Here is a 25340-nt window from a genome sequence, read left to right as displayed (position 1 = left end):
AGTCAGTGTAACTTCTGACTGCTTTCCTCTCTAACAATCAATCTGTGCTTCAGTACTAATGTCTATTTTTTATCTGTTATTCTATCCGTGCTTTGCTTCTGCCTGAGCTTTTAGTCCAAACTCCAGTATCAAATTATTCTAGAACACAGCGTAAGAATCGACGATGTTCTTTCTGTAATTTCGCATAGTCCATTTATTCCACCAAAACGTGAGTATCTGTTTGCAAAGGGATTGTTTGCAGGACTAACTGGAGACTTTTTCACATCTACTCATATCCTGATTCCTCAAATTGAAAATTCTATCCGATACCTAATGTGGCGACGAGGCATAATTACTTCTGGACTAAACTATAGCGGTGTTCAGAACGAACACAATTTAAACTCTACTCTTTATCGTCCAGAGATAGCTTCTATCTTCGATGAAAACACACTATTTGATTTAAAATGTTTGTTGGTAGAACACGCTGGCAGTAACCTGAGAAATCGTATGGCTCATGGTTTAATCAGTGACAGTGAGTTTTTAAGTCCTTTAATGTCATATATGTGGTGGTTTACATTGAGACTTTGTTGCTTACCGATCTTGATACACCAGCAACAGCTTAAGCAGTCTGAAACGAATACTGACACAATTTAATAACCCGATAGACTTCAATTATCGTCATGTAACAGTGGCTCTGAGTTATATTGGCAACTGTATTGGAGAACCAGTAGCGCTACTATCGTGTTTAAGAGTTAAGTTATTTTTACCAGCATTGGGTCACAAGTTGGCATTTTATACTTATTGTGATTTGAACCAACGCGCGACCAAACGGTGACAATATAGTTCAAAATCTTATAGGACAAGGTATAGTTCAAAACTATAAACTGAGTTGAAAAACCTCAAAACTTAATCACGGCAAGCAACAGGGTTTTTGTAGTTCATTTGTACCTACTGCGATGCGCGAGAAATAAAAATTGAAGTTTCGGGCGATCGCGCTTATCACTTAATTTTTGGCTAAGACTATTTTTGAACCCTCCGCGTGGGGATATTGAACCATATTTTGACCGCAAGTTGAAAATTTTAGGTCACATTCATGTGTTTTGGCCTGGGTTTTTTACAAAATGCACATTCCTAATTTTTGGTTAGACTATCGTTCACATTTAAAACACACGGTCATAGTTTGATTCATAGCACGGGGAGATTGATTGCCTCAAAATCCTTGCAATTGCGCAAACCTGGGGTCACGATATGGTGCAAAATTTGGTCACGCGTTGGTTAAAATCACACTTAAATAAAGATTAAATTCACATCTTGCACCTGAAAAATGTGATGTAATTTGATTACTCAGTATTAAAATACAACCCTTGATTTGCCGATAAAAGACCATAAAATTTAGGTAGCTTTATCGTACATCTTTCGATGTTATCCGGGTTTGTACGGACAGGTGCAAGGTTTGAGTTAAACCACCAAAGTATATTTGAATAAATCGTTAGAGGTTAACCTTGAGTTTACTTCCGTCTTCATTTGAACAAACACTAAAACTGCTGACTGCTTTCGGAACAGTAGTAAGTTTTTTTTGGGGAGTTTGGATTTGGCGCGACAAATCGCACAAGGAACTTTTCCAGGCAAAGATTGACGCGGAAAGGTCAGCTGAAAGTCGTCGTATTGAAGCAACAAAATCGTTTCTCGAACGCCAGTTGAAGCTATACACAGAGGCTTCTCAGGTTGCAGCGAAAATCGCCACATCAACGGATGTAAATGAGGTTGCTGATGCTAATAAGCGTTTTTGGGAACTTTACTGGGGTGAATTAGCTTTAGTGGAGAACAAAGATGTAGAGGCTGCAATGGTGGCGCTGGGCAAAGCCATAATGGATTCCGCACCCCAGAAGCAGTTGCAGCAATTATCTTTGAGATTAGCCCACGCTTGCCGAAAATCACTAGATCTCTCTTGGGCAATAAACGCGTGGAGCCAACCCGATTAGGCAAATATCCGCCAAGGAGCAGGAACAGATTCCAGAAGTTAAATCTATAAGACATCTCCAAGAAAATTCCAACCTGCTGCTGGAGTTGTCTGGTGTTCAGGGGGTGCGATCGCTGTTACCTTGATCCCGAGGAGAGGTGCGGTTTCCGATGAAAATAAGTCTTCTGGGTGTGCGAGCAGAAAAGCGTTTAGTGGTTGGCGATCGTGTATTCTGATTTCCTTGCTGGGAAACTTTATCCGGGCGATCGCACTCTACTTAGTGAGGTGCGAACTGGCGATCGTCCTGCATCTAAGGTTAATTTTTTCTGAAGCTTGATTGGACAAGGGATAGAGTTACTGCAAGTGCCGCTAGAATTTTTTCACATTACCAACTTTCGCTTAAAAGTTAGTAAGGTTTTTATTCGGTATGTGGTGGCAAACGTCAGCTTCGGTAAGCTTACCCCATCATTGGAAGTGCGTTGAAAGTAAGTAATAAATCAATAACTCGTCACAAGTAATAATTAAGTCGGAAGTATCCCCAGTCTGTTCTAAATTATCGCTACTGTTTAATGAAATTAAGCAGAATTAAATGAACCGAGGCGCAAGACGAGTAGCCGGATTTAAGTCTGAGCATCGATAGTTTTAATTCCACTTACCTGTTCATCAAACATCAAAGAGAGCCAAGTGATGAAACATAACATTATTGAAGCTGACAGCAATGTAGACACAAACCAAAATTTACTTCTAACAGCAGATTCATCAGTGACTATACTATCAAAGCCAGTTTCTCAAGATGCGGAACTGGCACTTTTAAGTAGGAACAATCCCCATGAGCCTGTCACGAATGTGGGAACGCCTCTGCAAAATGACTGCTGGATTTATCGGATTGTAGTTAGCGCATTGGCATTAATTATACTATCATGCATCGGTAGTGCGGTTTGGTTGCAATCCCAGGATAAAGAAATTCCTGAAATTTTCATTGGACTGGGAACAGGAGCGTTAGGTGGTTTGGCGGGACTTTTGGCACCTACCTCCTCTAGAGAATAAATGCTCTAGCTGCGTAAATTTATTTAATCAACGAAAATTTACCTCAGTTCAAAACCGAACTGAGGTAAATTTTCTTCTTATGAAAGAATATAATTAATTTACCTCCCCCTTATATGACTTACGATTGACTTATAACTGAGTTCTTTACGGTGCATTTAGAGAACTGTATGATAAGGGCATTCTCCTTATAGGAATCCAGCGATGGGACGCTCAGTAAGAGTTGCTAAACAATTTATTACTAAAGTTAAAAATGCCGTTAAGCATCAAGGATATGCACGCTGTAAGGATTTGGCGGAAGATGCAAGTATTTCTCTCTCCACTGTTAGCAATTTTCTAAATGGCAGACCTGTGGATTATCTAAATTTTCTAGAACTTTGTGACAGATTGGGACAAGATTGGAAAATCATACAGGATACTAATACCAATGAGAGCGAAGACGCCTTTTTGTGTGAAGATTTGGTTCAGATAGAAAATGATTCAGAGGAGGTGGGCTTTATTTATGTTGAACGTCCTCCCATTGAAGAAACTTGTTATCAGACGCTTTTGCAACCTGGTTCTCTGTTGCGGATCAAAGCCCCCGGTTTGCGGGGGAAAACATCACTCATGGCGAAAATTCTTCCCTTGTTGATGCGAAAGGGATATCGCACTGTATGTTTAAATTTGCATTATGCAGAGACAAGTTTGTTTACTAACCTAGAGAAACTGTTGCAATGGTTTTGTATCAGTGTGGGTAAAAGTTTGGGGATGCCAAACCGATTGAGTGATTACTGGGATGAGGAATTTTCAAGCCCCAAAATGAACTGTAAAGAATACTTTGAAAAGTATCTTTTAACAAAATCAGCAAGTCCCTTAGTTTTATGTTTGGATGAAGTAGAGCGGATTTTCCCTTATCAAGAAGTAGCTTCTGATTTTTTAGGCCTATTGCGAGCTTGGCACGAAGAGGCGAGAATTTTTAATATCTGGAAAAAATTGCGGTTGATCATTGTTCACTCTACAGAAGTTTATGTTCCTCTCAATGTGAATGAGTCCCCATTTAATGTAGGTGTACCAATAGATTTACCTGATTTTAATAGCGAACAAGTCCATCATTTAGCACGGCAGCATGGACTTGATTGGGATTTCCAACTGGTAAATCAGTTAATGACAGTGGTAGGAGGACATCCTTATTTAGTAGGGGAGGCGTTTTCTTCCCTTAAGGTAAATCGCCATTTGACACTGGAAAAATTGCTACAATTTGCTGCCACCGAAGCAGGTATTTACAGCAATCATCTGCGTCGATATTGGTGCTTAATTGAACAGTATCCTGAATTGGCAGAAGCACTGAAAAAATTAGTGATGTCAACAGATGGGGTACGTCTACCACCAATGCTGGTATATAAATTACACAGTATGGGACTAGTGAATCTTACGGGCAATGAAGTGACAATTGGGTGTAATTTGTATCGGAAATATTTGAGTGATCGCTTTGGATTGATTCCCTGAATTTTGTTTGTGATTTTTTAAGACGAGTTAGGCGCAGCCGTAACGCAATATATACAATGACAACAACTAACGATAGTATATTAAGCTCCCAAAGGCGCACCCTACAATGTTCAATTTAACTTGATTTAATATGAACAACAAATCAACATTAACCTATCAAGTAGGGGGTAGCTTACCTGTTGACGCCCTCAGTTACGTTTACCGTCAAGCAGACGAAGAATTTTATCAAGCACTAAAAGCAGGCGAGTATTGTTATGTCTTAAACTGCCGACAGATGGGCAAGTCTAGCTTACGAGTGCGAACCATGCAAAGGTTGGAACAAGATGGGATTCGCTGTGCGACGATAGATATTACCGTCATTGGTTCCCAACAAGTCACGCCACAGCAATGGTATGGTGGTTTAGTAAGACATCTTGTCAACCGCTTTGAACTTTCAGAAGATTTTAATTTGCGAACATGGTGGAAAGAGCGAGAATTTCTTTCACCTGTACAATGTTGGGCCGAATTTATCGAACAAGTGCTGCTGCAACAAATTTCTGAAAATATAGTTATTTTTATTGATGAAATTGATAGTCTACTAGGATTTAGTTTTAAAGATGATTTCTTTGCTGCTATCCGCGCTTTTTATAACAACCGCACGGAAAAGCGAGAATACCAACGTTTGACTTTTGCACTGTTGGGTGTGGCAACCCCCTCAGATTTGATCGGTGATAGAAATCGTACACCTTTTAACATTGGTAGAGCCATTCAACTGTGCGGGTTTAAGTTAGAAGAAGCAACACTTTTAGCATCGGGATTGTTGGGACAGGTTGAGAATCCTCAAGCAGTGTTAGAAGAGATTTTGCAGTGGACAGGGGGACAACCCTTTCTCACCCAAAAAGTATGTAAGTTATTAGTGAACGGTAAATGTGGAATCGTTAAACAAACTAGTAACTCGCTCTTTGCTGTTCCCTATTCCCTATCGTTAATTGATAATTTAGTGCAATGTTACATCATAAAAAACTGGGAATCTCAAGATGAGCCAGAACATTTAAAGACTATACGAAAGCGAATTTTAAGAGATGAAGAATCTGCTGTAAGGCTATTAGGAATGTATCAAGAGATTCTGCAACAAAAAGAAATTATAGCAGATGGTACTCCCGAACAGATTGAACTGCGGTTATCAGGTTTGGTGGTAGAGAAAGAAGGTTATTTAAGAGTTTACAACCGGATTTACGAACTGATTTTTCATCAAAAATGGGTTGAGCAGGCTTTAGCAGATTTACGACCTTATGCTAAGGCGATTACACTCTGGGTTGCTTCCAATTATCAGGATAAATATCTTTTGCAAGGACAGGTTTTACTAAGAGCGCGTGAATGGGTAAAAGGGAAAAGATTGAGCAACCAAGATTATGATTTTTTATTAGATAGTTATCAATTAGAGAAACATAACTCAAGAAAAAAACTCCTTGTAGGAGGAGGGACGATTCTAGCTATCATTAGCATTGGCTTTTTGCTCTTTTCTGTGAGCAACAGTCTTTCCTCGTTGAAGATGATTCCTCTTACTGCGAAGATGGCTACTGCGTGTACTTCAGATAAATCCTTTCCTGGTAATACCTTGTGCGCTAAGCTTGCTGATGTGCCCAACGTCCCTGCTGGTTTTTACAACTATGGAGGCTCTACAAGCTTTGTACCGCTGCGATCGTCGTTTGTACAAGCCCAGATAACGAAAAGTCATCCCAATTTTCAGCTGCGCTATACCGAGCAACAATCGGGAGCAGCTGGGTCTGGGTCTGGAATCAATATGCTTTTGGATGGTCAGCTGAGTTTTGCACAATCTTCTAGACCATTAAAATCCGAGGAGTTAGAAGAAGCTAAAAGTCGAGGCTTTAACCTGAAACAAATTCCTATTACGCTTGATGGCATTGCCATATATGTCAATCCTCAATTGCCTATCTCTGGTTTAACCTTATCTCAGATAAAGGATATTTTTACAGGGAAAATTACTAACTGGAAACAAATTGGCGGTCCCGATTTAAAAATTACTATCTTCGGTCGTCCTTCAATTGATAGTGGTATCTCACAATTCTTTCAATCAAAAGTACTGCAAGAAGAAACCTTCAGTCCTAACTTCATAGCAGTGGAAAACACCACAGCATCCCTCATGCGTGTTATCACAACCCCAGGTAGTATAAGCTTTGCTGGAATAACAGACGCTATTGGTCAGAACAGCGTAAGACTTTTACCTATAGCCAGCCAATCTTCTCAGCCTTTCGTATCCCCCTGTGGAAATGAATACTGTACAACTATCAATAAAAAGGCGTTGATTGAAAACTCATATCCCTTGACTCGCCAACTCTTTGTAGTCATTAAACAGGATGGCGGCTTAGATGAACAAGTAGGCATAGCCTATGCCAACTTACTCTTGAGTGATGAAGGTCAAAGATTAGTAGAGCAAGCGGGTTATGTGCCCATTCGCTCGGAATTTACTGATAATAAGTGAAATGTTTTGATAACAAATTGGGCTCAATATAAGCTTCGTAAACCTTGGGTATTTTACCAGCTTTGGGTCATAAGTTGGCATTTTATACTTATCCGCCAAAGACTATCCTTGTACAATTGTTGATTTTCAAACTACTGGTGGTGAGATCGCCTCATAACCATAACTAACCTGATACACCGTACCCTAGGCATCGGTTACAAGCCTGTATTCGTTTGTATATCTTCGCCAAGTTTCTCCTGGACGTCTCCAAGAAAATTCCAACTTGCTGGTGGGGTTGTCTGGTGTTCAGGGGGTGCGATCGCTGTTACCTTAATCCCGAAGAGAGGTGCGGTTTTCAACAAAAATACGTCTTCTGGGTGTGCGAGCAGAAAAGCGTTTAGTGGCTGGCGATTCATTTCCACGCTGCGAAAGTTTACCCAGGCGATCGTACCACAAAGTCATCTCGGCTAGTGGCGAAATTCGCATAATAGTTATTAAGGTGTACTTAGTCACAACAAAGAATCTAAGTGAGCGTGAAGGAGCAAAAAAAGTGTTCCAATCGGTTACACAATCCAGCTTATAGGTAGCTCATTGGACAACCGTTTGGGTGGATTGAGGGTTCGATTAGTAGTTACGCTGACAATGAACACGAAATGGGAGTATCGAACTAAATATTGTACGGTGATTTTCGGGTTAAAATGAGTGATAATTTTTTTGATGAAGCGATCGCTAACCCGAAAATTGTTTTTTGAACAACGATTTTGAAAAAACTTTGAAGCAAAGACTGCTGATTGGTAATCTGTTTATGATCTTAACCTGTCAAGGTTACGCATCATATATGTATGTTAAAAGCAGTGTTCTTCATGGGCGATCACCATCCTTAACAAGTGCAACGGTCATAGACTACTATAGCTTAAACAGTAGTGCACTCTCCCTAAGCACAATCTCCCTAAGCACAAAACTTTTCAGTCTGCTGAATTTTGTTAAAGTAAGTACAAAAAGATCTCCGCTGAGTATTCTAGCCATAAAAAACGATTGCAGTAGAAAAAGAGAGGAAGGGCAATGATTTCAGATGAGGAATACTCAAAAATCAGCAGCGTGACAGGTAAAACCCAAAAAATGCCAGCATATATTGCTTTCCAAGGTGGTGGTGCACTTGGGATGGCTCACCTTGGTGCGTGGCAAGAGGTATCGCAAAAGTTTAGTATTGCTGGTGCAGCTGGAACATCTGCTGGTTCTATTGTCGCAGCTTTCTGTGCTGCCGGATACACTCCGTGGCATACTATCGACATCTTTCATCAGCTTAACTGGTCTAAGCTCGTCAATCGTCAGTGGTTCTGGAAGCTAGTTTTAAAGCGAGATGCTTTCTGCGATGGAAAGCGTTTCCATAAGTGGTTAAGGGGTAATTTGGGAACATATGTTCTGGGACAACCTCAAGATATCATCTTCGCAGACTTATATGATTCTAAAAATATATATTTAGCGATCGTTGCTTGCGATCTGAACAGTCAATCAGGATGCCCCATAGTATTCGATAAAGATAAAGAGCCGGGTACAACTGTCTCATTTGCTGTACGCGCTTCGATTTCTATTCCTGGTCTGTTCAGACCGATGTCACGCCTTGATCGTGGTCAAGAACTAGTAGATGGGGGACTGTTACTAAATTTCCCAGTTGAACTTTTACATTCACGAGCCCAACAGGAAAATTGTGTATTAATTGGCGTAAGGTTCAAACAACAGACAAAGTACCTTGAATCACCAAAGGTAGGGAGTATTGCAAGGGCTGCAATTGATCTGATGATGAGAAGAGGCAGCCTACCTCCTACGTATATCGCTCAAGACCCTAACTATATAGACATTGAGATTGATGTATCAAACTTTGACTTTCTAAAATTTGCCCTAGCACTAGACCAAAAAAAGGAATTAGTACGACGGGGAGCAGAAGCAGCAAAACTGGCGCTGGCTCATTACATGGCACGTAGAGAACAGCAAGTTTCTAGATCGAAGCCAATTAGTTTGACAATTTACCCGATACATAGGCAGGAATTAGAAGAGAAATCTCATCTTGCATCAACTTTCTATGTAGAGCGAGTTCCTGATGAAAATCGTTGTTATAAGGAGATTTTACAGCCAGGCGCACTTATCCGTATAAAAGCCCCCTTGCAGATGGGTAAAACGTCTCTAATGTCAAGAATTTTGGAGCAAGCGGTTAAACATGGCTATCGAAAAGTGGTATTAAACTTGCGGGATGCGACAACCACAGATTTTAGCGACCTAGATCATTTCTTGCAGTGGTTCTGTACCAGTGCAGCTGTAATGTTGGATTTAATTCAACCAGTTGATGAACATTGGAGTAGGAGTGTTGGTAATAGTAAGATTAAGTGTAGAACTTACTTTGAAAAGTACTTGTTGTCTGGGGAGCCTCCCCTGGCTTTAGCATTAGACGAGGTAGACCGGCTTTTCGCTTATCAAGAAATTGCTGGAGAGTTTTTGGGTATGTTGCGAACTTGGCATGAGGACTCTAAAACTCGTGACCTTTGGAAACAACTCAGGCTGCTCGTATTGCATACCGAAGTATACACCCAGTTGGATATCAATCAATCACCATTTAATGCAGGAACCGAGATAAAACTAACAGATTTGAGCCACGAGCAAATACAAGATTTGTCAAGACAGTATGGATTAGTCTGGCACAGCGAACAAATTGACCAGCTTATGCATATGGTAGGAGGGCATCCCTATTTGGTTAGTAGAGCCCTTGAACAGGTGGCGCAGAAGAATACAACATTTGAACAATTGTTGCAAATATCTTCTACAATGCTGGGAATTTATCGCAACCACTTAGAACAGCAATGGAAGAATTTGCACCAAAATACACACGTGGTTGTAGGATTTAAAAAAGTAGTCTTAGCAGATAAGCCAGTAGCATACAACTCTGGGCTAAGCCCCAATATAGCTGTTAAGTTGGATGACTTAGGTTTAGTCAAGCTGCAAAGTAATACTGTAATGCCGCGCTATGAATTATACCGTCTATATTTTCGTGATCGCCTTACTTAAGAATATCTTATGAATACATCGCCCAACTCTGGACACCAATATCAAGTTGGAGGCAGTCTACCTGAGTCTTCCACCACCTATGTAAAGAGGCAAGCAGATACAGATTTCTATGAGGGGTTAAAAGCTGGGGATTTCTGTTATGTGTTGAACTGTCGACAAATGGGAAAATCTAGCTTGCGCATACAAACTATGAAAGCCCTCAAAAGTGAAGGATTTGCTTGTGTTGCAATTGAAATGAGGGATATCTGTAGCCACAAAGTAACGGATAGTCAATTTTATGGAGGGTTTGCTAGTCTTTTGATAAGTGGCTTTAGTTTAGAAATTGACCTTGGAAGCTGGTGGGACAAGCTTAATTATATTTCTCCAGTTATGCGTTTAAGTAAATTCCTCGAAGAAGAACTTTTGGACAAGATTAGTCAGAATATAGTTATATTCGTCGATGAAATCGATAGCGTCTTGAGTTTAGATTTCAAAGACGATTTTTTTGCATTTATCCGTTCCTGCTATAATAAGCGTGCCGAGAATCCGAAATATAATCGTCTTATTTTTGCACTACTGGGTGTAGCAGCCCCTGCTGATTTGATTAAAGATAAAATTAAATCCACTTTTAATATCGGTAAAGCAATTGAACTGAGCGGATTTCAACTTGACCAAACGAAGCCTTTACAAAAGGGATTGCAAGGACAAGTTGACGATCCTGAAGCATTACTCAAAGAGGTTTTGGTATGGACAGGTGGGCAACCGTTTCTAACTCAATGGTTGTGTCACCTCGTTGTTGAAGAAGAATTTATTTCTGCTGGTAGTGAAGCACATTGTGTAGAGAAAATTGTGCATTCGCGGATGATTGAAAACTGGCAAGTGCAGGATAAACAACAGCATTTTAAGACAATAAGGGAACGTATTTTCAGCCAAAGAGGTGATACAATACAGCGGCTAAAACTATATGAGCAAATTTTACAGCAGAAAGAAGTTGGATCTGATGATACTTTAGAACAGATGGACTTACGCCTATCAGGCTTAGTGATCAAGCAGCAAGGAAAGTTAAGAGTTCATAACCAATTATATAAGTTTATTTTTAATCAAAACTGGATCAATCAAGAGTTACTAGAATGGACAACAGAATCTAATAATTTTGTACCACTACAATCTTTGTTAATACCCAATACTGTTCATGTAAATCAAACAGAACTTAAGCAAAATACACAGTCATTTATATGGCAGTTACCAAAAATATTATCTTTCTCAACTTCTTTATTTAGGCTACTTTATAAATATTATCCAGGTGTTCAATCAAGAAATAAAAGCATTTATTTTGGTTGTAGTTTATTCACTTTGTTTTGTTTGTTTTTATATTTATTTATAAATTTATTCAATTACTTTATTGTCCAATACTCTTCCCTGGGACAAGTATCAAATAATCAAGGCAACTACAAAAATCTTACTTTTACAGAGTATTATCAACAAGGACAAGCTTTTTATAAGGAGGGAAAATACCCGCAAGCAGTGGAAAGCTTTACCAACGCACTACAAAAAAATCATAAGAACGCTAAAGCTTATATAGACCGTGGTGATGCTCACTATAACTTAAAAGAATATGAAATCGCACTAGCAGATTATAATCAAGCAATCCGCTTGAATTCTAATGAATTCAAAGCCTATAAAAATCGGGGGAAGGTCCTGTTCTTACTAGCCGAATCTAAAAGTGACAGTAATAAAGAATACAATCTAGCAATTGCAGATTTCAATAGAGCTTTGCTACTGAATAGCAATGAGGCTGAAGCTTATGTATGGCGGGGTAAGGCCTACTCGCAGATTGCTCCAAGAAGTGGTTTCCCTAAAGAAGAATATCAAAAAGCAATCAAGGATTTTAACTTGGCACTAAAATTAGATCCTTTGAGCGCAGAAGCTTACTTTGAACGTGGTATTGCTCACACTCAAATGGCCTCATACGTTACCGAATATAACCACGAGTATCAGCAAGCAATTGAGGACTTTAACCACGCAATCTCTATTAATTCTAAGATGGCAAAAGCTTATTTACAACGAGGTATCGCTCGTTATGATATAGTACTAGGTAGTAATGAAAATTTACAAGAAAACTGTACAAAAGCAGCAGAAGATTTTCAGACATCTCAGAAAATGTCTGCACAAAATGATTTGGACACTTCCAAACAAGCCTTAAGTAGGCTACTTGCTATGAAGCAAGGGTATTGCTCCCCTTACGCATTGACAAAAAATCGATACTACGGAATCAAGCCTAACTTCTCTGCTAGAACACCGATTCAGTAATCACATTTATATCCAAAAAACGGGTTTCTAGATTCTATAAGAGGAATATTTGGTTGTGGAAAACCTTAAAATAGGCTTTTTCCATCTAGTATTTTATGGGATCAAGATCCAAACTATTCACTCTGCTAAAGGATTGCAGTACCGTGCTGTTATTTTTATGTGGGCTGACCATTTACCAAAGCAGTTTGGGGATAATTTAGAAGAGTCAGAGCGGCGGTTAATGTATGTTGCTATGAATCGCCCAGGAGATTTTCTAGCGATCAGTGCCTCTGGTAACTCGCCTTTTATCAGTGAAATTGAAAATTCACACAAAGTCGATTTGGCGTAAAAATAGGGCAATGGCTTAGGGAGTGCGATTAAAAAACGTTTAGTGGTTGGCGATCGTGTATTCTGATTTCTCTGCTGGGAAAGTTTATTTGGGCGATCGTATTCCACTTGGTGAGATGCGATCTGGCGATCGTCCTGCGTCTACGGTTAATTTGACTTAAGCTTGATTGGAGGAAGGATAGCGTTACTGCAATTACGGCTAGATTTTTTTCACATTACCAGCTTTCGGTTATTTGTTGGGATTTACAAAATATTTTTAAGGGCGTCTATTTTAATTGCTTTTATGGTGGCGGGTTATTTTCGACGGTACGCGCATAGCGTGTTTGTCGAAAATAACCCGCTCTATGCGTATATTCCACCTAAATGCCCAAATTAGTATATTTTTACTGTAAATTGTTGGGCGATCCCCCAAGGGGCGCAGCGCTATCGCCTTTATAGCTACCATCCTAAAAACTTTTAAACAACTTAACGCTCCATAGGTCTCCAATCACCAGAAGGTATAAATGCTGCCCAGTAATAAGGATGCTGATACTGTTTGCTACGCAGCATCTCCAGTTGAATTTGCTGTAGTGCCTTGCTGCGTCCTTCCTTACCTAAAACGCGCTGGTAGTAAGATACCATTAATCTTTTAGTGGCAACATCATTTACTTTCCACAGACTGATTACTTGACTTTCAGAACCAGCAATAACCAAAGCGCGACGTAGACCATAAATTCCTTCGCCAGCAGAAATGCGTCCTAAACCAGTGTCACAGGCTGAAAGTACCACCAGTTTTGTACCCATTAAATTTAATATACTTGTTTCTAAAGCAGTAAGAATCCCATCTTTTTGGTTTAGCTTTTGCTTAACTCCAGTTAAAACTAATCCTGACAGTAGCATGGGATTGTCATCGAACGTGTTTTGATTTTGTTCTGCCTTTGGAGCAGTTTCAAAAAAACCATGAGTAGCTATATGGAGAATCCTTGGCCTTCTAACCTGTTTAATCGCCTCCACTGTAGCCAGATCACCCGTTAACGGTTTTATTCCTCCAAAAAGTGGAGCGATTGCTTCTGCTTCTTTTGCTGTACCTGGTAAAGGAGGAAAATTTCTTTGAGATAGATCAATAGAGCGAATATTTGCTGGTTTACCAGCAAATTTAGGGTCAGCAATGATAACTGGAGGCTGTTGGCTGGGGAATTGTTTTTGCAATCTGAGCAAGTCCCGTCCCGAGGTAAGGTAAGTGAAGGAATAGTTTTCTACTAGGTAGTGATTATTTTCATCGACCAAGGCATCAAAGGGAATTAGGTTAAGTGCGCCATCGGGACAAACTAGGATTTGGCGCTTGTTCCCTAAAAGCTTGCGGACGGGTTGCATGATAAGTTTATCTAGATCGCGTGCCGAGTGTTTAACTTGTTCAATAGAAGTGCTAGAGTCGCGCAGAGATTCACGGAATATTTCTAAAGTTTGTGCTATTTCTTTAGCTTCTCCTAAGTCTATAGCTTGAGGTTCACCACTCGAAGCGAGGACGTAAGCAGCATAATGGGGTTTGCCAAAACGTTTTTTTTCTGCTGCTTTCGGGTTGAAAGGTTCATATCGCACCAGTTCAATTAAAACTGCATCAAGGGGAATTAATTTTTGTATAGATTCTAAGCTCAATGTGAAAGATTGGGATAGCTGACGGAATTCTGAGCTACGACGACTCAATTTATCTTCCAGTTGTTTTGCTTTATCATTTAATTGTTTGCGATCTTCTTCAAGAGGAGGCTTTTCAAGTTGTTGGTAAACATAGGCTGCAAGTTGACTATACGTGTCGGAAAGTTCAGTTAATAATTCCTGAGTTTTTGAATCTTGAACATGCTGGCGGAGGATTTGTAGACTATTGGTGAGAACATCTAAAATGCGTCCTTTGCGTTGAAAAATGGTAGTCAGGGCTAAACGTGCGGCATCTGGGTTATGATGTGCGGAATTTAGGTGTAGAGAGATGCTAGCGTTGGTAGTTCCGAAAATGTTTGTGCCAATGTAATCACGTTTTTGGCGCTCGAAACCTGTGGCGAGATTATAAACAAGGTTATCTTCTTGTATTTGTAGTCCTTCTTGCCTGAGAGAGATTGCTTTATTTATATTACCTTTTTCCCAATAAAAATTAGCAAAATTAATCAGAATTGTTCCTAGATGTGGATGGGTTTTTCCTAGTATAAAATTCATCATTTCTAAGGATTGAGAGTATAAAGCTTCGGCTTCATCATAACGCTTCTGGCTTTGATAAAACCCAGCTAAATTATTGAGGGTTGTGGCAATAGCGATATGATTCTTCGGTAAAAAGGTTTTTCTTATTTTTAAAGCTTCCAAGTAGCGTGCTTCCGTATCTTGATTTAGTCCTTGACTCTCGTACAAAGAGGCTAAATTCTCTATGATAGTTGCCACTAAAGGATGATATTCGCCCCACAGTTTTTTCTGCATATTTAAAGCTTGCAGATAGAGAGATTCAGCATCTTTGTAACATTCGCGATCTTGGTACAAATCTGCCAAATTGTTGAAAAGTACTGATATATCATCCGTATATTTTTTATTAGTCATTAGAGGTTTTGTCATTTCTACAGCATCCAAATAGCGTGATTCAGCGTCTTTATAACGTCCTTGAATTTTGTATAAAGTTGCTAGATTACTAAAAGTATTTATTACATCGGTAATTAGTAAATCGGGATGACCTTTTATTTGCAAGCGTTTTATTATATCTAGAGCTTGTAGATAAAGAGGTTCTGCATCACTGTAGCGTCCCTGCTCTTGGTACAAAGCAGCCAAATTACTCTTAGCAATTACTACATATGGGTGCTCATCTCCCTGCGAACGTTTCATCATTTCTAGAGCTTGTAGATAAAGAGGTTCTGCATCACTGTAGCGCCCGATACTCTTATACAGAAGTGCTAAAGTACTAATAACAGATGATACATCAGTAATTTTAGATTCTCGTTCTTTCTTAAGAATATCTATTACACGATTTGCTAATGGAATCGCCTCAATATATCTACCCTTGCTGTATAGTTGCTCTACCTGCTGATAGAGCCGTTCTGCTTCTGCTAACTCTTCAGACTGGGCAGTTGATGCAGGAGGAGTTTGTTGTCCAACAATCAACTCTGGTTGCAAAACCCATAGCCCAGCTATAAGCAACACACTTAGCAAAATTAACGCCTGTTTAACTCTCAACTTTCTCATTAGGAAATCCTCCGCTTCAAGTCATCCATTTTCTGCTTTAGTTCCTCTACCTGTCTTTGATCGCCTAATAACTGGTAGTTATCCTGAGCATCTTGGAACCACTGGAATGCTTGCTTTAATTGGTCTAGGCTGACATCTACTTCTCCTAAGCTAGCTCGAATAATTGCTTGTCCTGCCAGATTCCTTTCTGCCTTTGCTCGTTGGAGTGCCGTTAAGTAACGTTCTCTCGCCAACTGATTTAAACCTACTTGTTCGTAAGTGCTTCCTAAAAGTTGGAAAACAGCAGTGCTGCGACTGCCTTTTTTAACTAATCCTTCTAATAAATCAATTGCGTCAGCATTCAAGTCATTGCTTCTATACAAATGTGCCAAAGCCAACATTTTTGATTCATTGCTTAATGCCTCTTGCTGCAACTGTGCAATCTCAGCGTTTACCTGTTTAGTGTCTGCATCATTCAGCACAGAAAATCCTCGAAAACGTCCCTCTTCTTTCTCATTGGAGACACCATTACTAGCTGTAATGTTTACCCAATAACGAGACCCCGGTTTAAGAGGTTGTTTGCTAGAATAAACAACTTGGGGCTGGTTAACTTGGGTTGACCAATTGACATCAGGTCCCAATACTTTTACTTGATAGCTGGTTGCAGTTTCTACAGGATTCCACCGGAAGGTAGGCTGGCGAGTCAAAATTGCGGAATTTCGCGGACTGATAAGGTAGGGAATTGTGGGGTCATTACCAGCACGAGTCGGACTGGTTTTAGCATTTGGTCGTCTAAGAACTTGTCTTGTTGTTGATGGACAACCCTTTGACACCTCAAATTCACCTTTAGAATTTAGATCCCAACTCATCAAGTTATCGCAAATAACTTTCGCTGATGCGCCTTGTGCCAAACGCAACTTATCTGAGGGGCTTAGTGTTTCACCTCCGTATGCTCGCTGGTAGCTTTTCCACTCGGGTTTCTTCATTTCCACACTTCCTTTAATCTCAGAAATAAAATTAAGCCCATGTTGTTGACGTTGCTGACTAAATCCAGGTGTTGCCACAGGAACTAAAACTAGACTGAGCGATATTACAGCTACCCAGTTAGTATTGTGGAATATTCGCATCATTTCCCTCCTTTGCGTAATTGTACCTTGCCTAGATGTAACCATGTATCTTCATCGGGATTTCGGCTTGAACCCAAATCAGAACATTTTTGCCAATGTGAGAGTGCTGTTGGTTGTTTTTGCTTTTGCAAAACTTGTGCTAACAAGCAATGTGCTGCACCAAGGTTATCGATATGCTTCTGCACTATTGCTTCAGGGTTGTTAGTAATACCTATTGCTGCTTGCAGGTTTCGTTGTGCTTCTTCATACCTGCCTTGTTCCAACCTTGCCCATCCCAGGTTTTTAAACAAGCTGTATCTAACTTCCAGCTTTTTAAAATCTGGCGTATTAGTTAATTCAAGACCTTTCGTCAGTAGAAAAGCAGCCTGGGGATATTTTTTCTCTCGAATGTACAAGCGAGCTAGGTTGTTGTAAGCTTCTGGTAATTCCCCTGCAACTGCGATTTGGTATTCTTTTTTGGCTTTTTCCCAATTTTGCCAATCTTCGTAGAGATTACCGAGATTATAATGAGCCTCGGTATTATCGGCATTCAGGGAAATGGCCCTTTGGTAATCTTGTTCGGCTTTTCCTAAACTCTTGTTGTCATAATTTTTTAGCCCATTGTGGTTGTAGATGTTAGAAATTGCAGGTAAAGACAACCAAAAAACGGCCAGCACTCCAGACATCAGCAGAGTATAAGCAAGCTTTACTTCTTGGTGATATTGCTGGGGAATCCTGTTATCCAGTAATTTTTTTAAACCTTCTTGACCTGTTTTGGTAAGTTCGCTACTTACCTGTAGTAAAGCTAAAATACTGGGTAAAACAACTGCTGCTGCTCCTATTAACCCAACTCCCCCTCCCAAAAAGCGAGTAGCAATATTAACCAATAAGCTGATGTTGGCAGTCCAACCAGCAATGGTTAGAGCTTTCCACAACCAATCCCAAACATCCCAAGGGTGAGGCGCTACTGCGTCCAATCTCCACCACCAAGCTTCTGCATTTGGTTGGACGCTCTCACGCCAATAAGCTAATTGCTCGGCTGTTTTATCATTGATGGCTTTGGTAATTACTTTTGCACTATCCCTGAAAGCACCATCTAACTCGATTAATTTGATTAAATTACTGGCAGGAATAAAAGTTTGCTGCTTTAAAGCTGCCTGTACTGCGTCTCGCGCATTCAAAACTCGTAGAATTGTTTCAGCATTAATAGAAGAGCCTGCCTCTTTTAGACGCTTAATCGCTGCTTCATAATGCTCAATAGTTGCGGCTAGTTGAGTATTCATTTTCTCCTAGCGAGAGCGCGAATGGTAAATGCTGATGCTGAATAAGTAAGGAAACACGCCAATAAATCAGTTTTCAGTAAAATTTGACCCCTTATTAGTATAAACTCACATTCCGCAGGTCTTTTACGTAAATAGATAATATTTTTGGCTAAGTTCACTAAGAAACTGTAGTTCAGAAAGAAAATTTAGAGCTTAAGGAATGGTCAGCTATTACCTATGTGCATGACGTTGTAGATTTTGAGGCGATACGTGCAATTGGGTTTTATTTAAATGGAGTTTGGGACGGCAGCCTTCGGGTTACAAAGCAATCCTGAAAGCATGTAAGTGTGCTAAAAGCTTGTTGTCCCAACTAAAGTCCAGTCCTATCACCGGATGAGATGAAGGCAGCCCAGTAATAGGGATGGGAATAAGTTTCACTATTTAGCATGTCGAGTTGGGTTTGGTGCTGTGAGCAGCATCACCACCTTGGGGGTTTTACCAACAATGGGTCATAAGTTGGCATTTTATATTCATCCGCCCGCCAAGGGCTATCCTTCTACAGTTGTTGATTTTCAAACTACTGGTGCCGATATTTCCTCATAACCAAAACTTGTACTAACCTGATACACCGTACCGTAGGCATCGGTTACAAGCCTATATTCGTTTGTATATCTTCGCCAAGTTTCTCCTGGGCATCGCCAAGAAAATTCTACCCTACTGTTAGGATTGTCTGGTTCCAAATTAATTTGAGTAAGTCTTTTTACTTCGGCCAAATCTGGCAAGTACCAGTAGTTTGATCGCCTTTGCATGACAGCATCTTCTAAAGTCCAGTCCCAAAATAATGCCCTGCTTGATTCTGAAACAGCAATTTGCCTCTCATCGCTTAATCTAATTAAACCAGATTTTCGCTCAGGGTATTCGAGAAACTCTCCAAAAACCCGTAGGATTGGCAATGATAGCTTCATCTCAGCGATCTGAATTCCAGGCATTACGATCAAGTTATTCATATCATTATTAATATATTTTTTTGCGATTGACGCGGGAATTTGGTAGGGCGAATTACCGGAGCCAGGGAAATTTATCAGAAATTCTCTGCGCCCAAACTTATTTGCCCAGACTGCTAAAACTTTAGCTTTCGTGTAAAGAAGTTGTTTAGCTTCTTCCTTGGTTTGCACGTTCAGCACCAAAGCGTCCCTAGAAAATCCGATATTCAATTTTGATAGCTCTTCAAGGTTCATGGGGTGTTTTAATGTTGGGTTGTTGGGGGAAACAGCGATCGCGCAGCGCCAAAAGTGCGTGAGCATCCAGCTTGGCTTCACGGGCTGCTTCAATCACCTCTTCATCGCTAGGGATTGCCCCAGAAGCGAGCATTAACAAAAATTTACTTGATGATAAGTCTTCAGGTGTTTCTGTTTGATATGGTTTTCTGAACGTTGCCCCTGATGCCTTTCGTCTGTGGTAGGAATCAAGAACCATCTGCTCAACCAAATTCGATAGTGTTCTCCCGTCACGTTCCGCCCATTGCTCGATTTCCTCTTTAATTTGTTCATCAAGGCCAAACATTAATCGTGGCCTTCTGTATCTACGTGCTGCCATTGCTTTCTACTGGAAACAGCTCTTAGTGTATCTTGAACGCTAATTAGCTGCAATTTTCGTTAACTATTGTTAAATGTGGCAGTGCTGTGTTGAACACTGCAATGAATAGTAACTATGATGATGAAAGAAACTTTCGCTTGTGGGGATTATTTCTCAGATCATGCTGCTGGGATTAAGCAAATGAAAAAGCGCTGGGGACATTAACGAGGTCCTCAACGCGATCACAAATTAATTTGTTAACCCAAGTCATTTACTTTCTGTCAGTACTCGATCCACTAAGGCGTCTACCTTACTTAGATCTATTCCTAAACTGTTTGCCAAAGATTCTCGCTCAATATCTGTAGGGGGTTTACCACTAAAAATTTTATTTAAAAAAGTAAGTGCAAGTCCACCAGGGTCGCCTGAGATATTTTTTGTTGCCTTTCCTTCAAGGCTTACTTGGTCATTAGCTAAGGCATCGTCAACAATGCGCTCAATTAAGTTACTGAGGGTTCGCTTTTCCCGCTTCGCCAACTTTAGTAATGCCTCCTTGGTCCCTGTTGAACACATGAAAATTACACGCGGTCTTTTATAATCTGATTGCTTTCCAGCCATCACATAGATTCACACTTACTCTAATGGATGTTTTCCTCTCAGTTTAACGACTGATTAGCTATTTCAGCTCTTTTTGTAAACAAACATTACGAAATCTCTATTAGATTCTAAAAACATCTAATAGAATCTAATATAAAAATATGCGCAATTTTCGCAAGGAAAGAACCATGCTTGAAACATCATTCTTGCCCGACGAAGGAATTGAGCCCCGAAAATTCTGCCGAATCTGGTTCGGCATTAACCACCTAAGTGCCACCGAAATAAATAATCATGAAGTCCATGCATCCTATAGACGCAAGTGCGTCAAACTTCTAGCCCAGGTTTTAGGTGTGTGTGCTTCGAGCGTGAGGAAATGGGGAGCCGACATTAATTTTTCCGGTATACCGCATCATCACAAGCTTGCTCTAGCTTATGCCCTCAAAATCGCGGTCATACACCAAATCAACAAAGAAACCGCAGAAGCGGCGTGAAAGTTTACATTGTTTCGCGCAACTTTTAGATAATTGCGATACAATAAGAAATTAAATGCAAAGCCTAATTGTAGTTAATCAAAAAAACGCTCTAACTGTCAATTTAGAGCGACGCATTAAAACTCAGGAGAGATCATAACATGTCCACCACCCTACAAGATCGCCCAACCACAGCAACTGCCCCTCCCTACCAAACCCAAGAAACCGGATTAAGCGATGTAGAGAGAATTCATAGAGCGATCGCCTCTTGGCCAACAGCAACCAATATTCTGATAGACATTGGTAGAACATTTGGGGATGTAAAAGGAACCAGCCCAAAGCGTTATAAGGAAATGCTCGAAGCTGCTGATATAGACATTAAGCAGGCGAATAAGCTTATTCAAATGGCAGAGGTAGCAGACGAGATCCCTTCACAGGCAGCCGAAAGACTTAGCATTCATATGCTGATCCAGTTGCGAGCAAAAAATTTAGAGCCTGCATTAGACGCGATTACTTATGAAGACACTCAGCAATCCGTTGCCCAAAAAATGAAGGATCTTCGCATCCCTCCAGTGCCAAAAGAGAAAAAACCTGTGCGACGCATTGGTCGCCGCAAGGCTGGTGGTGGCGATCTATGTATTGAGATACCCAGTGGAGAACAAGCAAATCAAATTGAGCAGGACTTTGAAGGTCATGGAACCCATCCTACACAGTGGCTGATGGAGTCCATCCAAGCACGTTTAAGTTTGGCATCATCATTTGGCATCAATCCTGAAACAGAAACTTCATTCCTTGATTTAACAAATGTGGATGAAGTTCAACAGAAGGATTTAGGGAATGAACTCACAGATGAAACCCAAGAACCATGTGAGCAAGATATAGCCCAGGCAGAATTAGACAATCACGTTGAGACTCAAGCACAGAGTATAGCTCCAGAAGATCTTAGCGATCGCCCCTCCCCTAACCTATCAGGCGATCGCAATGAATCTACAGAGAATCAGGCAGTAATTCCCCTCCCCTACTCCATAGAACATGAGGCGATAGCGAAGCGCTGCCCGCAAAGCGCGATCGCCTACCCCAATGTAAACGACACATTGCATTGGAATGACAAACCCTCAGCAACAGTTAGCAAGGTTACAAAAGCCGGAATTATAAATCTCAAGTATTCAGGCGAAAAGAAAGTCAAAAAACACACTTTACCTGATTTATACGGTTGTTTCTGCCCCCGTCCACTAAACGACGATGAGCAAAAACCACTGGAAGACACAGCAGAGCAAGTGCTGCCGGAAACACCAGACCAAGCCGATGTAGTTGAAGAAGTAAGCCCCACCACTTATCAAGAATCTGATGCCTCACTAACTCCTTCTCAAATCACGGAAACAGAGCAAATAAAATTATTAGAAGTTGGAAACACAGGAGATGGATGGGAAGGCGAGATAGTAGAACTACTGGATGAAGGGACTACTGTTCACAGAGTCTCTCGATTAGATAAGACCGCATGGACGGACATTTATGCCATCCACCTGCATCCAATTTCCAATGAAGAAGGAACAACGCTACAAGCCAAACTTGCTGAAGATATTTTCACAGAATATGGGCTTAGTGTGGGTGATTCTGTTCAATACAAAGTCGATGAAATAACCTTCCCCAGCAACATTGTTCGCCTTACAAGATTAGGGGCGTATATCGATGATGGGGAATCGGGATATATCTGGAAACCATATAGTGAATTTGAAAAAACTCAGGAAGTGAAATCCCCGCAAGTTATTCTCGAAGCGGCTACGAGTTGGAGTGATATTGAAAGGGAAGTCAAGGGCGATCGCCAGTCACTAACTGAACTGCTTGAAAAGTGTTCGCCCGAAGAGAGCAAAAAGGTTCAAGAGTTCCTCATCCAATATATTGAGCAGAACGAAGAAGCTCTCAAAACCCATGCCGTTGACTGGGTTCCATTCAATCTACTGGAAAGCACCTTTGAACTGTTAGCTTTTGAAGTGAAGGATATTTCACAAGGTCTAATGGCACAGCCGATTCGGGGCTGTAAATATCAGTCCGTTAGGGAATTTGGTAGTCAGGAAGATGAAATTTGGAAGTTTGTAACACCCGAAAATCAGACGATTGTTGCTACAAGCCGGTCAGATATTAAAGTATTGACCTTCTGACAGCGTAAACCCGCCGTCACCTACCCACAAAAAGTCCTGGAACTATGCGCTGGCGTTGGGGGGATGACTCTAGGGATGCAAATCGCAGGAGGGTTTGAAACAGTTGCCTTTTCTGAAATAAACCCCTTCTGCCAACAGATACTCGCTGAACGTTTTAGAAATGTGCCGATTATCCCCGATATTAAAGATGTATCAGCCAACACCCTTCGACACCTCGGAATATCAACTATTGACGGCATCGTTGCCGGACTCCCCTGCCCTCCCTTTAGCTTGGCTGGGAAGCGAAAAGCATCCCAAGATCCAAGAAACCTTTTTGATGAATTTTTCAGAATCTTGGAAGATGTACATCCTCGGTGGGCAGTACTGGAAAATGTGCCAGGACTTCTCAGTGCTGAAAAAGGAGAATTCTTCCGTAAAATCATCCGGCGCTTTACCGAGATGGGGTATGTGTGTCTCTGGGGAATTTATTCCGCTGCCGCAGTGGGAGCCGTCCACTTGCGCAAACGAATCTGGATTATTGCCTACTCCGAAAGCGATAGATGGGGAACACCCAGGGATGATCGCCCACAAAAAAGGTCAAACGTTACATCTTGCAACTGCTCTTGCCAAAAAGCGATTGCCGACACCAGCTGCGATCGATGCCAAAGACAATTGGCGCACACCAGCAAAGAGCGGAGCGTCTCTAGGGTACACGATAGGGGTGTCTCCACAATGTTCCCTGAATCCACGCTTTGTGGAAGCCATGATGGGCTTTCCAACGAACTGGACAAATACTTGCTGCGACACCAACAGCTTGAAGAGCAGCTTGAATTCGCAACAATCCCCAGCTTCCCTCGCCTTAGTCGTGAAGAAATTAGAAGCCTTGCGCCAGAAGAGCAGGCAGAATATCGCCAACTCTACGCAGAATACCAGAGCATCCGTAGGGAAAACAAAGAACAGTTAAAAGCCTTGGGAAACGCAGTTGTACCACAATGCGCTGCGGAAATCTTCAAAGCCCTGGTTCTAATAAATTTTGGCAGAGAAATGTAGACCGTCAAACCAAGGCGATCGCTTAATTATCATAAACAAACTTCAAACATTATGAAACCATCAATATCTGTCACACTAATCACAAGTTTCAGGCTGTCTTTCAAAATACAAATAGCTCAAATTATTTGTCGAGTTATCCCTGACTCCTGTCCTTTTGAACAGACATTTATCGTAGGGAATAAAGCGATCCACATTCCGCCATTATGTAAACTAAATCCATTCTATGGTGCATTAATCCAAGTGAAATTTAAAGCATCGACTTTTCTAGCAGAAGGTCATTATCATTTGAAGTGAGTTTGGGTTTTGCATCATGAATACAAAATTAAGGTCATTGTTAACAGCTATTGGAGTCGTTTGCGTTTTCTTAATGAGCATAGCCTTTATAGGTATAACCGTAACACTTGTTGCAAATACCATAATTTTTGCGGGTAAAAAACTTGAATCAATTCAGTCCGATATCACCCATGTTCAAAGAGAGAGCTTTTGTTTACTGATTGGAGGATCTGTTGCCTTTTGTGCTTGTGCAGTTTTTATGGATTACTTTGATAAAAAGAGCGATCGCCAACCAATTACACAATTATCAACTGCGTCAAACATAAAATCAAAGAGTCTCTACTCTCATTGTCAGAATTGCCAGAATTTTCACGGGCAGGCTTATGGAGGAAATACGTTAGTGTGTGCAATTCATCCTTACGGCTGGCAAGATGAAAACTGTCCTGATTTCACTATCAGTTAGGACAGCACTGTTCACTGAAGCGGCAAAATTTCTACTACAAACTAAAAGCGATCGCCCTTCAAAAATGCAAATCATTGCATAAGATGCACTGTTCACTGATTCAATAAGAAGAAAGCTTATTATGAATTACTGCCCATTCTCAGAAACTCAGTTAAACTTTTTAATTGAGGTGAATAACAAAGAAGACTGGAGAGCAGAATGTTTCTCTAAAGTACTGAGACAACATCGTGATGATACAGCCACTAAATTATCTAGCAAGGATTTTGAGGATTTAATACATAAGATAAACAATTGTCCCCCTGAGATTACCCATGACCTGCAAATAGCCTTGAGCATTTTATCGGCTTTTCCAGGACGGATTTATTTTGCTGGAAATACTCAACTTCCAATTATTTGGTGAGAATATCTCCCCTTTAAGATCAGTTAACTTATGTGTAAGTCAGTGCTTAAACTTAAGCTTAATAAAGTCATTGACGATAACTATTAGGATATCGCGCGATAACAAAGAAAGCTTAGTTTTTTTTAGACTCAAGGGGATTTGGGAATTTAGACGCGACAACCTCTGCCCTGGCGATCGCTGATCGGGAATTCCTAGAATGCACTCTCCAGGGCAGGGGTTATCAAGCGGCTGAAAGC

The 25340-nt window shown here is 40.7% G+C and carries 21 protein-coding genes and 1 pseudogene; 14 read left to right on the top strand and 8 right to left on the bottom strand.

Features of this window, described 5'->3' with window-relative positions; all coding sequences use genetic code 11:
• Positions 1-231: 231 nt before the first annotated feature.
• The 5 genes from G4P69_RS26140 (at position 232) to G4P69_RS26120 (ending at position 6950) form a co-directional block, all read left to right on the top strand.
• On the top strand, positions 232-633 hold the full coding sequence (locus G4P69_RS26140; protein ID WP_208346585.1) for a DUF4209 domain-containing protein: 402 nt from the start codon (positions 232-234) through the stop codon (positions 631-633).
• 848 nt (positions 634-1481) lie between these two features.
• Complete coding sequence (locus G4P69_RS26135; protein ID WP_208344708.1) at positions 1482-1961, top strand: hypothetical protein; 480 nt, start codon at positions 1482-1484, stop codon at positions 1959-1961.
• Between the two features lie 665 nt (positions 1962-2626).
• On the top strand, positions 2627-2986 hold the full coding sequence (locus G4P69_RS26130; protein ID WP_208344709.1) for a hypothetical protein: 360 nt from the start codon (positions 2627-2629) through the stop codon (positions 2984-2986).
• Positions 2987-3187: 201 nt separating this feature from the next.
• Positions 3188-4468 (top strand): AAA-like domain-containing protein, encoded by a 1281-nt coding sequence (locus G4P69_RS26125; protein WP_208344710.1) that lies wholly within the window; start codon positions 3188-3190, stop codon positions 4466-4468.
• 130 nt (positions 4469-4598) lie between these two features.
• Positions 4599-6950: a substrate-binding domain-containing protein gene (locus G4P69_RS26120; RefSeq protein ID WP_208344711.1), complete on the top strand. Its 2352-nt coding sequence runs from the start codon at positions 4599-4601 to the stop codon at positions 6948-6950.
• Between the two features lie 194 nt (positions 6951-7144).
• Here G4P69_RS26120 and G4P69_RS26115 read toward each other — a convergent pair whose 3' ends face one another.
• Positions 7145-7345: a hypothetical protein gene (locus G4P69_RS26115; protein ID WP_208344712.1), complete on the bottom strand. Its 201-nt coding sequence runs from the start codon at positions 7343-7345 to the stop codon at positions 7145-7147.
• A gap of 646 nt (positions 7346-7991) precedes the next feature.
• Between G4P69_RS26115 and G4P69_RS26110 the strand changes: the two genes are divergently transcribed.
• The 3 genes from G4P69_RS26110 to G4P69_RS26100 are packed head-to-tail and all read left to right on the top strand — an operon-like array spanning position 7992 to position 12603.
• Positions 7992-9986, top strand: coding sequence for an AAA-like domain-containing protein (locus G4P69_RS26110; RefSeq protein ID WP_208344713.1), 1995 nt, complete (start codon positions 7992-7994; stop codon positions 9984-9986).
• A 9-nt stretch (positions 9987-9995) separates the two neighbouring features.
• Complete coding sequence (locus G4P69_RS26105) at positions 9996-12275, top strand: AAA-like domain-containing protein (protein ID WP_208344714.1); 2280 nt, start codon at positions 9996-9998, stop codon at positions 12273-12275.
• A 55-nt stretch (positions 12276-12330) separates the two neighbouring features.
• Positions 12331-12603, top strand: coding sequence for a 3'-5' exonuclease (locus G4P69_RS26100; RefSeq protein WP_208352305.1), 273 nt, complete (start codon positions 12331-12333; stop codon positions 12601-12603).
• A gap of 464 nt (positions 12604-13067) precedes the next feature.
• Here the strand turns inward: G4P69_RS26100 and G4P69_RS26095 are convergent, their stop codons facing one another.
• From G4P69_RS26095 to G4P69_RS26070, 7 genes and pseudogenes are all read right to left on the bottom strand, one after another.
• Positions 13068-15794 (bottom strand): CHAT domain-containing tetratricopeptide repeat protein, encoded by a 2727-nt coding sequence (locus G4P69_RS26095; protein WP_208345431.1) that lies wholly within the window; start codon positions 15792-15794, stop codon positions 13068-13070.
• A complete protein-coding gene (locus tag G4P69_RS26090; RefSeq protein WP_208352303.1) occupies positions 15794-16903 on the bottom strand; it encodes a tetratricopeptide repeat protein in 1110 nt (369 codons plus the stop codon). Before G4P69_RS26090 ends, G4P69_RS26095 begins: the two co-directional genes overlap by 1 nt.
• The gene (locus G4P69_RS26085) at positions 16900-18162 is read right to left on the bottom strand and encodes a tetratricopeptide repeat protein (protein WP_208352301.1); all 1263 of its coding nucleotides are present in this window, start codon (positions 18160-18162) and stop codon (positions 16900-16902) included. Before G4P69_RS26085 ends, G4P69_RS26090 begins: the two co-directional genes overlap by 4 nt.
• Before the next feature lie 349 nt (positions 18163-18511).
• A pseudogene (locus G4P69_RS40510) lies at positions 18512-18595 on the bottom strand (CHAT domain-containing protein); the annotation flags it as partial.
• A gap of 118 nt (positions 18596-18713) precedes the next feature.
• A complete protein-coding gene (locus G4P69_RS26080) occupies positions 18714-19379 on the bottom strand; it encodes a hypothetical protein (protein WP_208352298.1) in 666 nt (221 codons plus the stop codon).
• Positions 19369-19704: a ribbon-helix-helix domain-containing protein gene (locus tag G4P69_RS26075; protein WP_208352295.1), complete on the bottom strand. Its 336-nt coding sequence runs from the start codon at positions 19702-19704 to the stop codon at positions 19369-19371. Before G4P69_RS26075 ends, G4P69_RS26080 begins: the two co-directional genes overlap by 11 nt.
• A gap of 279 nt (positions 19705-19983) precedes the next feature.
• Positions 19984-20250: a hypothetical protein gene (locus G4P69_RS26070; protein WP_208352291.1), complete on the bottom strand. Its 267-nt coding sequence runs from the start codon at positions 20248-20250 to the stop codon at positions 19984-19986.
• 248 nt (positions 20251-20498) lie between these two features.
• Here G4P69_RS26070 and G4P69_RS26065 point away from each other — a divergent pair, with 248 nt between their 5' ends.
• The 6 genes from G4P69_RS26065 to G4P69_RS26040 all read left to right on the top strand — a co-directional run bounded on the left by G4P69_RS26065 (position 20499) and on the right by G4P69_RS26040 (position 25104).
• A complete protein-coding gene (locus tag G4P69_RS26065) occupies positions 20499-20801 on the top strand; it encodes a hypothetical protein (RefSeq protein ID WP_208352289.1) in 303 nt (100 codons plus the stop codon).
• 140 nt (positions 20802-20941) lie between these two features.
• A complete protein-coding gene (locus tag G4P69_RS26060) occupies positions 20942-22939 on the top strand; it encodes a hypothetical protein (RefSeq protein WP_208352287.1) in 1998 nt (665 codons plus the stop codon).
• 36 nt (positions 22940-22975) lie between these two features.
• Positions 22976-23968, top strand: a complete 993-nt coding sequence (locus tag G4P69_RS26055) for a DNA cytosine methyltransferase (protein ID WP_279606319.1) — start codon at positions 22976-22978, stop codon at positions 23966-23968.
• Positions 23969-24019: 51 nt separating this feature from the next.
• Positions 24020-24262: a Mo-dependent nitrogenase C-terminal domain-containing protein gene (locus G4P69_RS40505; protein ID WP_208346370.1), complete on the top strand. Its 243-nt coding sequence runs from the start codon at positions 24020-24022 to the stop codon at positions 24260-24262.
• Between the two features lie 16 nt (positions 24263-24278).
• The gene (locus tag G4P69_RS26045; protein ID WP_208346374.1) at positions 24279-24704 is read left to right on the top strand and encodes a hypothetical protein; all 426 of its coding nucleotides are present in this window, start codon (positions 24279-24281) and stop codon (positions 24702-24704) included.
• A 121-nt stretch (positions 24705-24825) separates the two neighbouring features.
• A complete protein-coding gene (locus G4P69_RS26040) occupies positions 24826-25104 on the top strand; it encodes a hypothetical protein (protein WP_208346372.1) in 279 nt (92 codons plus the stop codon).
• The last annotated feature ends 236 nt before the right edge of the window (positions 25105-25340 follow it).

Source organism: Aetokthonos hydrillicola CCALA 1050, assembly GCF_017591665.1.
Lineage (GTDB): Bacteria > Cyanobacteriota > Cyanobacteriia > Cyanobacteriales > Nostocaceae > Aetokthonos > Aetokthonos hydrillicola.
The sequence above is the reverse complement of the archived record's forward strand: the minus strand, read 5'-3'. Positions and strand labels throughout refer to the sequence as shown.